At 50.1% G+C, this 12,062-nt stretch carries 10 protein-coding genes and 1 pseudogene; 5 read left to right on the top strand and 6 right to left on the bottom strand.

The annotated features are described in order from the left end of the window. Positions 1–123: 123 nt before the first annotated feature. From silE to JQ822_RS24400, 3 genes are all read right to left on the bottom strand, one after another. Entirely contained in the window at positions 124–555 is a 432-nt protein-coding gene (silE, locus tag JQ822_RS15395) for a silver-binding protein SilE (protein WP_000790483.1), read from the bottom strand. Between the two features lie 335 nt (positions 556–890). Beyond that, positions 891–1,352 (bottom strand): DUF6448 family protein, encoded by a 462-nt coding sequence (locus JQ822_RS15390; protein ID WP_020833811.1) that lies wholly within the window; start codon positions 1,350–1,352, stop codon positions 891–893. Further along, a complete protein-coding gene (locus JQ822_RS24400; RefSeq protein WP_020833810.1) occupies positions 1,345–1,497 on the bottom strand; it encodes a hypothetical protein in 153 nt (50 codons plus the stop codon). The genes JQ822_RS15390 and JQ822_RS24400 overlap by 8 nt, the downstream gene beginning before the upstream one ends. A 177-nt stretch (positions 1,498–1,674) precedes the next feature. On the opposite strand from JQ822_RS24400, the gene JQ822_RS15385 reads away from it, so the two are divergent. Beyond that, positions 1,675–2,859: a helix-turn-helix domain-containing protein gene (locus JQ822_RS15385; RefSeq protein ID WP_242405924.1), complete on the top strand. Its 1,185-nt coding sequence runs from the start codon at positions 1,675–1,677 to the stop codon at positions 2,857–2,859. Positions 2,860–3,025: 166 nt separating this feature from the next. Here the strand turns inward: JQ822_RS15385 and JQ822_RS15380 are convergent. The 3 genes and pseudogenes from JQ822_RS15380 to silR all read right to left on the bottom strand — a co-directional run. Further along, positions 3,026–3,088: pseudogene (locus tag JQ822_RS15380) on the bottom strand (copper-binding protein); the annotation flags it as partial. Between the two features lie 250 nt (positions 3,089–3,338). Further along, positions 3,339–4,814, bottom strand: a complete 1,476-nt coding sequence (gene silS, locus JQ822_RS15375) for a copper/silver sensor histidine kinase SilS (RefSeq protein ID WP_032433718.1) — start codon at positions 4,812–4,814, stop codon at positions 3,339–3,341. After that, on the bottom strand, positions 4,807–5,487 hold the full coding sequence (silR, locus tag JQ822_RS15370) for a copper/silver response regulator transcription factor SilR (RefSeq protein ID WP_137397188.1): 681 nt from the start codon (positions 5,485–5,487) through the stop codon (positions 4,807–4,809). Before silR ends, silS begins: the two co-directional genes overlap by 8 nt. Before the next feature lie 189 nt (positions 5,488–5,676). On the opposite strand from silR, the gene silC reads away from it, so the two are divergent. From silC to silA, 4 genes are all read left to right on the top strand, one after another. Continuing rightward, complete coding sequence (gene silC / locus JQ822_RS15365; RefSeq protein WP_213134192.1) at positions 5,677–7,062, top strand: Cu(+)/Ag(+) efflux RND transporter outer membrane channel SilC; 1,386 nt, start codon at positions 5,677–5,679, stop codon at positions 7,060–7,062. A 27-nt stretch (positions 7,063–7,089) separates the two neighbouring features. Next, on the top strand, positions 7,090–7,443 hold the full coding sequence (cusF, locus tag JQ822_RS15360) for a cation efflux system protein CusF (RefSeq protein WP_137397186.1): 354 nt from the start codon (positions 7,090–7,092) through the stop codon (positions 7,441–7,443). Between the two features lie 113 nt (positions 7,444–7,556). Then, positions 7,557–8,849 carry a Cu(+)/Ag(+) efflux RND transporter periplasmic adaptor subunit SilB gene (silB, locus tag JQ822_RS15355; protein WP_000157620.1) on the top strand — a complete coding sequence of 431 codons (1,293 nt, stop codon included), beginning with the start codon at positions 7,557–7,559 and terminating at the stop codon, positions 8,847–8,849. A 10-nt stretch (positions 8,850–8,859) separates the two neighbouring features. Then, positions 8,860–12,006, top strand: coding sequence for a Cu(+)/Ag(+) efflux RND transporter permease subunit SilA (silA, locus tag JQ822_RS15350; protein WP_137397185.1), 3,147 nt, complete (start codon positions 8,860–8,862; stop codon positions 12,004–12,006). Positions 12,007–12,062 lie beyond the last annotated feature (56 nt).

The raw sequence follows: 12,062 nt of genomic DNA, 5'->3' as shown, positions 1-12,062 counted from the left end.
GGTACCGGTTAAGTGTAGCTGAGTCAGACAAAAAAGCCCCCTGACGGGGGGCAAAAATGTAGCAACGTTGTTTCAGGAAAATCTATCAGGGAAAAGGTAACAGCACGGATACTACCGTCGCATTCAGCCTGCATTGATCATGCGGCGGTGCGCTTCGGCCATGGCCTGATGTGGGCCGGATTGCCCGTTATTCATGAATTCATGGGCAACCGCTGCTCTTTCATGCTCATTCATCGCCGCGTAAGACGTTGACGGGACGGTCGTGGATACCGTGTTATTTCCCATCATCTTCTGATGACTTTCCACCATTTTCTGGTGCGCATCCGCCGAGCCGTTCGTCATGGTTTCATGAGCAATAATGGCCTGTTCATGCTGGTCCATACCGGTCATACGAGGAGCAGTCCCCTGGATCCCGACAGGAGCCGCAGCAGACTGCATCTGGTGAGCAGGAGCCTGTGCATTGTTGACGCGATCATGGATATTCACGGTTTCAGTGGCCCAGGCCGATGAAATTAAACCAAAGCCCAGCAAAGATGCTAATACGATATTTTTCATGATAACTCTCCATTTCTGAATGACATTGATGATAGAATGTTTGCACCAGTTGGCGCTATCTCCAATAAAGGTGACGCCGTTGGGCTGGTCATTGACCATGATTTTAGTCGTTTCGTTGCAGTGACGTAGGGCAAAGCTGAGGCCCTCGGTTCAGACCAGAATCCCGCTCCCTGTTTATCAATATATTATGGTTGTCTAGCCGAAGCTAACCGTCACAACGATGCTCCTGAAACGTTCAGTATCGTTCAACGGTTAGCACGGTGAGCTGCGTTTTCGCACAGCCTTAGCGTCGCGGTTCAGAGATGCCGTAAAGGCATCTCTGAAGGGCATGATGATTAGTGCTGATGCTCCGTATCGGGCGCTCTACCCTCCGCCATTTCGTTTATTTCCTCGACAAAATGTATGTAGTGAATGTAGTCATTTACATATTCGCGTCCCTGCTTAACCGATTGATTCGCCTGCTGCTTACTGAGTTCGGCTTTGGTAAATTTTTCCCGGATAGCATGCTCAATGTTAGCGGTCACCTTTGCCACCAGGCTATCAACACTGTTGGTGCGAAGTGCGGCATCAGCCTCTTGTACAATAACAGGAATATGACCTGCCGATTTTACACCGGTAAACGATGCACCTTCCGCTTCACGGTGAATACGTACCAGGGTGGTAAAAAGCTTTTGCTGGGCCTTTTCCTGAGAGGTTTGACTGCTGCCTTGTTTACTCATTGTTTCGTCAAACGCCTTTCTGACGTCATCTTCACGGTTTTCTGGTACCCATTTTAATAATGGGGTAACATCACGCACGCGCCTGAAGGGCGCTTTTAGCCTCGGTGATCACAGGCCCATCCATGCTGTCGCAGTGGGCAAACGCCGTTGTGCTTACGGTCATTCCCGCAAGGAACATAATGCTTGCGCACAGGGATGTTCTGGTCTTTTTCTGCTTTTTCATATTAATACCCCCGGGTCTCTTTCGACCTGTTCATCTGCTTTTTTGTGTTTAAAGGAGGCAGAATTTCAGTCCTCTGCCGATTTGGTTGCAGAGTACTGGCGAGTAACCCGGGAGTCGTTCGAATTGATAAATTCGAACGTATGAAACGTAAAGTCGAACGTTCTGCTGACACGAAGCGTGTGTGGCGTCCGTTTCTCATATCTCGTTTTAAATTGTTGGTGCTCGTGCATGCTGAATGATCTATCTGTTTTTCTTCTGGCAGCAGGAATGATGCAGGCTGCATTGCTCTCTGTTTTTCTTCTTTTGCCGTCTAACATCATACAAGTCAGCAACCGGCTATTGGTGATCGTTCTGCTGACCCTTGCCGCCGGTTTTGGTGAACTTTTCCTCTATGGTAGCGGCGTGAGTTTTTTACACCCGAACTACGCCTATATCGGTACGCTTATCTCTCTGCTTCAGCCACCGGCCATCTATCTGTATACCCGTTCGCTGATGTATCGCCATTTTCGAATCCGGCCAGCTCATGCTGTACACTTAATCCCGTTTGCTACTGGCCTTATTGTGTTTTTCACGCTGTACGTTCCGTTATCTGACTCAGCAAAAATAACGCTCTTACAGCAGCAGGATTTACCGGGCATGCCAGTATCACTGCCCCTTGCATTGGCCTATCACGGGGTATTTCTCGGCTGGCTTGGCTATTCCCTCAGACGTTTGCGGTCATTTAATTCGGATATTCAGCATCTTTATTCCGATATTGCCAGCCAGCAAATGCTCTGGCTCCGCTTCCTGCTGTCAGGTTATTCGGGACTTTGGATAGTCAGTATTATTTGCTGCCTGTTTTTCTATCTGTTCAGGCTAACCGATAAAACGAGTTGGGTACTGCCCGTTGTCAGCATAGCGGGGTTTGCATTTATTAATACGTTATTAGTTTGTGCGCTGCGGCAACCCGCTGCGTTTATGGGGCTAACGCAGGCAGATGAAATCCTGCTGGAGAATATTCAGCCGGTTAAAGCACCGCAGTTACGGGGGGCTGAACAGGTGGATAAGGTGGCAGAATTTATGCACCGGAATCAGCCGTTTCTGGATTCCACCCTGTCCTTAAGCCAGCTTGCGCATCAGTTAAAACTCTCGCCGCACGATCTGTCAGCCATTATCAACAACGGGTTTCAGCAGAATTTTTTTACGTTTATCAGCGAGTACCGAATAGAGCACGCTAAAAAACTCCTGGCAATGCCGGAAGATAAGCGGACCATTCTTGATATTATGTATTCCTCAGGCTTTAACTCTAAATCGGTCTTTAATACCGCGTTTAAGAAGCAAACGGGTTTAACGCCTTCAGAATATCGGCGGCAATACTTATAATATCTATTGATGTGTGGTTAGTCCAGGCCGTGACTTACTAAGTTGTCAGAACTTTTTGAGCAAGGCTATATAGTGAAAAAATGATGAGTAATTCTCTTCCAAATATATTTACATCCTTTTTTCCAAACTTTTTTATCAAAGAGAATACCAGCATGCGGAAAATGANAGTGGCCCAGGCCGATGAAATTAAACCAAAGCCCAGCAAAGATGCTAATACGATATTTTTCATGATAACTCTCCATTTCTGAATTAGTGATGTCCGGGGAAGTACAACCGGTGTTTTCAGTTCCATAACTGAAACAGGTTCGGCAGCGTTTATTTCTCCGGAAGAGGGCTGGATATTCATTTCCTGGCGTACTCTGACGCCGGGTATTGATGAAGCAATCCAGCCTTCCTGATAAGTTGCACTAATTATATCGAATGGCTTCTGTTTGCTGCATGACAGGCTAATGACATCTTTGTCATTTACATCTTTATTTTCAGCATTGGGTTTCCGGGATCATTTTCTCCAGTCTGGGCACGGATAAGATAAAACGCGTGGAGCGTACGTCTGATTCCACCTGCACTCTTCCGTGATGTGCTTCCACGATTGACTTCACAATCGCAAGGCCGATGCCGCTGCCTTCTCCTTTTCGTTGTCTGGATGGATCCACCCGATAAAAACGGTCAAACAGCCTTGATAAATGTTCTTCAGGGATCGGTTTCCCTGGATTTTCAATCACAAGGTCAAAAAAGCTCTCCTGCTTTCTTATTGAGACGGTGATGGCCTGTCCCTCCGGGGTATAACGCAGGGCATTGGATAACAGATTATTGATCGCTCTTCTGAACATTTGTGGATCTCCCTCAACCAGGCAGGGCATCCCGTTAAATTTGAGCGTGATATTGCGTTCTTCGGCCCAGGCTTCGAAAAACTCGAAGACTTTCATGACTTCTGCTCTGAGGTCAAAACGGACCCTGTCAGGTATAAGCTGGTTATTGTCCGCCTGTGCCAGAAACAGCATGTCGCTGACCATTTTGGTCATCCGGTTATACTCTTCAAGACTGGAGTAGAGGACATCCTCAAGTTCCTTCTGGGTTCGATCCTGACTCAGTGCGATTTCAGTCTGCGTCACCAGATTGGTGATGGGCGTTCTGATCTCATGCGCGATATCGGCAGAGAAATTGGCCTGGCGGGTAAAGACGTCCTCAATCTTTCCAATCATATGATTGAACGAGATAACCAGTTGCTCCAGCTCAATGGGAACGCGTGTCGGTTCCAGCCGCGCATCAAGATTCTCGGAGGTGATGTTTTTAATGGCATTGCTGACATTACGAAGGGGCAGGTGCCCCTGACGGACAGCGATGCGAATGATCAGAACAATCAGCAGGCTTATCACGACGGCGATCGCAATCAGATTTTTTTTCAGCGCATCGAGGTAATGGAGATGGAAATTAATGGAGAGGCCAGTCAGCATGACATAATTCTGCTGTTTGCCCTGAAATATCGCCTGGCCAGAGGAGGCGATAATCCGGTATGTTTCCATCTTCATTTCAGACCCGGTATCCATCGGTCTCGCAGGATCCTCCACCGTCCAGAGAAAGACATCCCGTGCGCGGCTGTGCTCGCTAAAATCTGCGGAATTCACGGCCGGGTGTAGTGCCGCCCCCTGCGCTGAACTAAAGAGCACTTCCCCCCTGGGATTGAGGAGCAAAAGGGCAACGTTGCGGTAGCTGGCAATCGACTCCTTTATTTTGCTTACTTTTTTTTCATCCGGATCCACCGGGGACTGCAGTATACGGTTCAGGGTAGTGCTGATTTGTTGAAGATCGCTGACATCCTGCTCGGCAAAATGATTTTCAACAGAATGCAGCATAAACCAGGTGAAGGCGATAAAAGCCAGTATCGTGGACAGGCTGATAAAAAAGGTCAGCCGCAGGGCGAGTGAGAAAGGGCGCCTGGAAGGTTTGCTATGCATCCGGGGCCTCCAGCATATAGCCCACGCCCCGGACAGTCTGGATCAGCTTTGTCCCGTAATCGTTGTCTATTTTAGCGCGGAGTCGCTTTACGGCGACATCAATCGCGTTAGTGTCGCTGTCAAAATTCATGTCCCAGACCTGAGAGGCAATCAGGGAACGGGGAAGAACCTCGCCCTGATGGCGAATGAAAAATTCCAGCAGGCTGAACTCTTTACTGGTGAGCACAATGCGGTTTCCGGCGCGACTGACTTTTCTGGATACGAGATCCATCGAGAGATCAGCCACCCTAAACTGGCTTTCCGTGATCATCGTGTTTCCCCGCCTCAGAAGGGTTCTCACCCGGGCCAGCAGTTCGGCAAACACAAAGGGTTTAACCAGATAATCGTCCGCACCCAGTTCCAGTCCTTTGACCCTGTGTTCGATCGTGCCGAGGGCCGTCAGTAGTAAGACCGGCATACCCTTTCCGGCAGTGCGCAGCATGCGGATGATATCCCAGCCGTTCACATCAGGCAGCATGATGTCCAGAATGACTAAATCATACTCGGCTGTCATGGCGAGATGATATCCGGTAAGACCATTATCAGCGTGATCCACTACGAACCCTGCCTCTGTAAGCCCTTTGCTGAGATATTCACCTGTTTTAATTTCGTCTTCGACGATCAATATTTTCATCTTGCTCCCCGTCTGGCTGCTAATGTCATTCTATTGCGCACACGATCGTAATCAACGAATTACCGTAAAAATGACAACATTGTCATTATTCTGTCACCCGACAAACAGAGTGCATTCTGTAAAGTAACCCTGGTAATACTCTGAACTTCATTTGAACCATTTACCAGGTCTGCCTGGACGAGAAGCAATATGTTCAAATTAAAACTACTCAGCATCAGCACAATCTTCATTCTGGCTGGTTGTGTCTCTCTGGCGCCTGAATATCAGCGTCCGGCAGCACCGGTACCCCAGCAGTTTTCACTGTCCCGTAACAGCCTGACGCCAGCGGTGAATGGCTATCAGGATACGGGCTGGCGTAACTTTTTTGTCGATCCCCAGGTCACCCGGCTGATTACTGAAGCCCTGACTAATAACCGTGATTTGAGAATGGCTGCACTGAAGGTTGAAGAGGCCCGGGCCCAGTTCAACGTCACGGATGCAGATCGTTATCCCCAGCTGAATGCCTCATCCGGGATCACATACAGCGGTGGTCTGAAAGGTGACAAGCCGACCACACAGGGGTACGACGCAGGTCTGAAGTTCAGTTATGAGCTCGATTTTTTCGGCAAACTTAAGAACATGAGTGATGCTGATCGCCAGAACTACTTTGCCAGCGAAGAAGCCCGTCGGGCCGTACACATCCTGCTGGTATCCAACGTTTCACAAAGCTATTTCAGCCAGCAACTGGCGTACGAACAACTTCGTATTGCGCGGGAAACGCTGAAAAATTATCAACAGTCCTATGCTTTCGTTGAGCAGCAGCTCGTGACCGGGAGTACGAACGTTCTGGCACTTGAACAGGCGCGAGGACAAATCGAAAGTACCCGCGCCGAAATAGCCAAACGAGAAGGCGATCTGGCTCAGGCAAACAATGCCCTGCAACTGGTGCTGGGAACGTACCGCGCACTTCCGTCAGAAAAAGGGATGAAAGGCGGGGAGATAGCCCCAGTAAAATTGCCACCAAATCTGTCTTCACAAATTTTGCTGCAGCGACCGGATATTATGGAAGCGGAATATCAGCTGAAAGCGGCTGATGCCAATATTGGCGCAGCGCGAGCGGCCTTTTTCCCCTCCATTACCCTGACCAGTGGTCTTTCCGCAAGCAGTACGGAGCTGTCCAGCCTGTTTACGTCAGGAAGTGGAATGTGGAATTTTATCCCTAAAATTGAAATTCCTATATTTAATGCTGGCAGGAATAAAGCCAATCTGAAGCTGGCTGAAATTCGCCAGCAACAGTCGGTGGTTAATTACGAACAAAAAATTCAGTCAGCCTTTAAAAATGTTTCCGACACGCTTGCGCTGCGCGACAGCCTTAGCCAGCAACTTGAGTCACAGCAGCGTTATCTTGATTCACTACAGATAACTCTACAGCGTGCCAGAGGATTGTATGCAAGTGGTGCTGTCAGTTACATCGAAGTGCTGGATGCAGAACGTTCCCTCTTCGCTACCCAGCAAACCATTCTCGATCTTACCTATTCCCGGCAGGTTAACGAAATTAATCTGTTTACCGCGCTGGGTGGCGGTTGGGTAGAGTAAATTTATTTAATTAATCAGGAAATTAAAATGCGTAATTCACTTAAAGCCGTTTTATTTGGTGCCTTCTCTGTCATGTTTTCTACCGGTCTTCATGCTGAAACACATCAGCATGGCGATATGAATACTGCCAGTGATGCTTCGGTACAGCAAGTTATCAAGGGCACCGGTGTCGTTAAAGACATTGATATGAATACTAAGAAAATCACCATTTCGCATGAAGCAATTCCAGCGGTGGGCTGGCCTGCAATGACCATGCGCTTTACTTTTGTTAATGCAGACGATGCTATTAATGCCCTGAAAACAGGCAACCATGTCGATTTCTCGTTTATTCAGCAGGGCAATATCTCCTTACTCAAAAGCATTAACGTGACGCAGTCCTGATTGGCTGTCCGGAGCGATTACATCCTGTGCGCCTGTACATTCACATAGGTATATGTGTGAGTTAACCGTCAGGCGCATATGCCAGGTGTTTTGATTTTTTAGCGGAAAATTGTATGGCTTCTTTAAAGATAAAATATGCTGCAATAATTATCAGCAGCCTCATAGCAGGGGGGCTGATATCGGTTACTGCCTGGCAGTATGTAAACTCAGCACAAAAGACAGAAAAAACAGAACAAAAGGCACCGGAACGAAAGGTGCTTTTCTGGTATGACCCAATGAAACCGGATACCAAATTTGATAAACCCGGAAAATCGCCCTTTATGGATATGGACCTGGTGCCAAAATATGCTGATGACAGTGGCGATAAAAGCAGTGGCGGGATCCGTATCGACCCAACCCAGGTTCAGAATCTGGGATTAAAAACGCAAAAAGTCACGCGAGGAATGCTGAATTATTCTCAGACAATCCCGGCTAATGTCAGCTATAACGAGTATCAGTTTGTTATTGTGCAGGCGCGTTCTGACGGGTTTGTCGAAAAAGTCTACCCCATGACGATTGGCGATCATGTGAAGAAGGGGACGCCACTTATCGATATTACCATTCCGGACTGGGTGGAAGCACAGAGTGAATTCCTTCTGTTATCCAGCACCGGTGGTACTTCCACGCAAATTAAAGGCGTTCTGGAACGGCTTCGCCTGGCAGGTATGCCGGAAGAGGATATTCAGAGACTGCGTTCTACCCGGAGCATTCAGACCCGTTTTACCATTAAAGCACCTATTGATGGTGTCATTACTGCATTTGACCTGCGCACCGGCATGAATATTTCGAAAGATAAGGTGGTGGCTCAGATTCAGGGAATGGACCCGGTCTGGATCAGCGCTGCAGTGCCAGAATCTATCGCCTATCTGCTGAAAGATACGTCGCAGTTTGAAATTTCGGTACCGGCTTATCCGGATAAAACATTCCATGTCGAAAAATGGAATATTCTTCCCAGCGTGGATCAGACAACCCGTACGCTTCAGGTCCGTCTCCAGGTTTCTAATAAGGATGAGTTTCTCAAGCCGGGCATGAATGCCTATCTGAAACTGAATACCAGAAGCCAGGAGATGCTGCTGATACCAAGCCAGGCCGTTATCGATACCGGCAAAGAACAGCGCGTGATTACTGTTGATGATGAAGGCAAGTTTGTGCCGAAACAGATCCACGTTCTGCATGAGTCACAGCAACAGTCCGGCATCGGCTCCGGCCTGAATGAAGGCGATACCGTGGTGGTCAGTGGCCTGTTCCTCATTGACTCTGAAGCCAATATTACGGGCGCACTGGAACGTATGCGCCACCCTGAAAAAACAGAAAGCAGTATGCCAGCAATGTCTGACCAGCCTGTAAATATGCATTCAGGGCACTGAGGAGACGACGATGATTGAATGGATTATCCGGCGCTCTGTCGCCAACCGTTTCCTGGTCATGATGGGGGCCCTGTTTCTCAGCATCTGGGGCACATGGACGATTATTAACACGCCTGTCGATGCCTTGCCTGACCTGTCAGATGTGCAGGTCATTATCAAAACCAGCTATCCCGGCCAGGCCCCGCAGATTGTAGAAAACCAGGTCACCTATCCACTTACCACCACCATGCTGTCCGTGCCTGGCGCAAAAACCGTGCGTGGTTTTTCACAGTTCGGTGATTCGTATGTGTATGTCATTTTTGAAGACGGCACCGATCTGTACTGGGCCCGTTCCCGCGTGCTGGAGTACCTGAACCAGGTACAGGGAAAACTGCCCGCCGGTGTGAGTTCTGAAATCGGTCCGGACGCCACGGGGGTGGGCTGGATATTTGAATATGCCCTTGTCGATCGCAGCGGAAAACACGACCTTTCAGAACTGCGTTCTCTGCAGGACTGGTTCCTGAAATTTGAGCTGAAAACCATCCCGAACGTGGCTGAGGTCGCTTCGGTTGGCGGCGTGGTGAAACAGTACCAGATTCAGGTCAATCCGGTAAAACTGTCTCAGTATGGTATCAGCCTGCCCGAAGTGAAACAGGCCCTTGAATCGTCTAACCAGGAGGCCGGTGGCTCATCCGTTGAAATGGCCGAAGCTGAGTATATGGTCCGTGCCAGCGGTTATCTTCAGAGCATTGATGATTTTAATAACATCGTCCTGAAAACAGGCGAGAACGGCGTGCCGGTTTATCTGCGGGATGTTGCCCGCGTGCAGACCGGGCCTGAAATGCGGCGTGGTATTGCCGAGCTGAACGGCCAGGGCGAAGTCGCTGGCGGCGTGGTGATCCTGCGGTCGGGTAAAAATGCACGCGACGTTATCACGGCAGTGAGGGATAAACTTGAGACGCTGAAGGCCAGCCTGCCGGAAGGCGTTGAAATCGTGACCACCTACGATCGCAGCCAGCTCATCGACCGGGCGATTGATAACCTCAGTTCCAAACTTCTGGAAGAGTTTATCGTGGTGGCCATCGTCTGTGCCCTGTTCCTGTGGCACGTACGTTCTGCCCTGGTGGCGATTATCTCTCTGCCGCTTGGTCTGTGTATCGCCTTTATCGTCATGCACTTCCAGGGACTGAACGCCAATATCATGTCGCTGGGAGGGATAGCGATTGCCGTCGGTGCGATGGTGGATGCCGCCATTGTGATGATTGAGAATGCGCATAAGCGGCTTGAGGAGTGGGATCATCAGCATCCGGGTGAGCAGATTGACAACGCCACCCGCTGGAAGGTGATTACCGATGCCTCCGTTGAAGTGGGACCCGCACTGTTTATCAGCCTGCTGATCATCACCCTGTCCTTTATTCCTATCTTTACCCTGGAAGGTCAGGAAGGACGTCTGTTTGGCCCGCTGGCATTCACGAAAACGTACTCCATGGCGGGCGCGGCCGTGCTGGCCATCATCGTCATTCCGATTCTGATGGGATTCTGGATCCGGGGGAAAATTCCTGCAGAGACCAGTAACCCCCTGAACCGGGTACTGATCAAAGCGTATCATCCATTGCTGTTGCGGGTTCTCCACTGGCCAAAAACAACCCTGCTGGTTGCGGCCTTGTCCATTTTCACCGTTATCTGGCCGCTGAGCCAGGTGGGCGGTGAGTTTCTGCCGAAGATTAACGAGGGCGACCTGTTGTATATGCCGTCGACCCTGCCGGGTGTCTCTCCGGCTGAAGCTGCAGCGCTCCTGCAGACGACGGACAAGTTAATCAAAAGCGTTCCTGAAGTGGCCTCTGTATTTGGCAAGACCGGTAAAGCAGAGACCGCCACGGATTCCGCACCGCTCGAAATGGTTGAAACCACGATCCAGCTCAAACCTGAGGATCAGTGGCGTCCAGGCATGACGATTGACAAGATTATTGAAGAACTCGACAGGACCGTCCGTTTACCGGGGCTGGCAAACCTCTGGGTGCCGCCAATCCGTAACCGTATTGATATGCTCTCAACCGGGATCAAAAGCCCGATAGGTATCAAGGTGTCCGGAACGGTTCTGTCCGATATCGATGCAACGGCGCAGAGTATCGAAGCGGTCGCCAAAACCGTACCCGGCGTAGTGTCTGCTCTCGCAGAGCGACTGGAAGGCGGGCGCTACATTGATGTGGATATCAACCGGGAAAAAGCCTCCCGCTACGGAATGACGGTGGGCGATGTGCAGCTGTTCATCTCATCAGCCATCGGCGGCGCGACGGTAGGGGAAACGGTTGAAGGCGTGGCCCGGTACCCGATTAATATCCGCTATCCGCAGGATTACCGGAACAGCCCGCAGGCCCTGAAACAGATGCCGATCCTGACCCCGATGAAGCAGCAGATCACGCTGGGCGATGTTGCGGATATTAAGGTCGTTTCCGGGCCGACTATGCTGAAAACGGAAAATGCCCGTCCAGCCAGCTGGATTTACATTGACGCGCGCGGCAGGGATATGGTGTCGGTGGTTAATGACATTAAAACGGCGATCAGTCAGAAAGTGAAACTGAGACCGGGTACCAGCGTGTCATTCTCCGGACAGTTTGAACTGCTTGAGCATGCCAACAAGAAACTGAAGCTGATGGTGCCGATGACGGTGATGATCATCTTCATCCTGTTGTATCTGGCATTCCGCCGGGTTGATGAAGCCCTGCTGATCCTGATGAGCCTGCCGTTCGCCCTGGTTGGCGGGATATGGTTCCTGTACTGGCAGGGCTTCCATATGTCAGTCGCAACCGGAACGGGGTTTATCGCTCTGGCCGGGGTGGCAGCAGAGTTTGGCGTGGTCATGCTGATGTATCTGCGTCATGCCATTGAAGCGCACCCGGAATTGTCCCGTAAAGAGACGTTCACACCGGAAGGCCTTGATGAAGCCCTCTATCATGGTGCCGTACTGCGTGTCCGGCCGAAAGCCATGACCGTGGCGGTGATCATTGCGGGTCTGCTGCCAATACTCTGGGGAACCGGTGCAGGTTCAGAAGTCATGAGCCGTATCGCGGCACCCATGATTGGTGGGATGATCACGGCTCCGCTGCTGTCCCTGTTCATTATTCCTGCCGCCTACAAATTAATCTGGCTGCGCAGACATAAAAAAAGCGTGTCCTGAACCTGAAAGGGCACCCCCTGTGGGTGTCCTTCTTTACTGATTCACCCTGACGTCAG

Source organism: Citrobacter sp. FP75 (assembly GCF_018342065.1).
Classification (GTDB): Bacteria; Pseudomonadota; Gammaproteobacteria; order Enterobacterales; family Enterobacteriaceae; genus Citrobacter.
This window is presented reverse-complemented; position numbering and strand designations above follow the sequence as displayed.

Bases quoted from the DNA above. Each gene is read 5' to 3' on its own strand.
- silE (WP_000790483.1), bottom strand. From the start codon at position 555: ATGAAAAATATCGTATTAGCATCTTTGCTGGGCTTTGGTTTAATTTCA.
- JQ822_RS24400 (WP_020833810.1), bottom strand. From the start codon at position 1,497: ATGAAAAAGCAGAAAAAGACCAGAACATCCCTGTGCGCAAGCATTATG.
- silS (WP_032433718.1), bottom strand. From the start codon at position 4,814: ATGCATAGCAAACCTTCCAGGCGCCCTTTCTCACTCGCCCTGCGGCTG.
- silR (WP_137397188.1), bottom strand. From the start codon at position 5,487: ATGAAAATATTGATCGTCGAAGACGAAATTAAAACAGGTGAATATCTC.
- silC (WP_213134192.1), top strand. From the start codon at position 5,677: ATGTTCAAATTAAAACTACTCAGCATCAGCACAATCTTCATTCTGGCT.
- cusF (WP_137397186.1), top strand. From the start codon at position 7,090: ATGCGTAATTCACTTAAAGCCGTTTTATTTGGTGCCTTCTCTGTCATG.
- silB (WP_000157620.1), top strand. From the start codon at position 7,557: ATGGCTTCTTTAAAGATAAAATATGCTGCAATAATTATCAGCAGCCTC.
- silA (WP_137397185.1), top strand. From the start codon at position 8,860: ATGATTGAATGGATTATCCGGCGCTCTGTCGCCAACCGTTTCCTGGTC.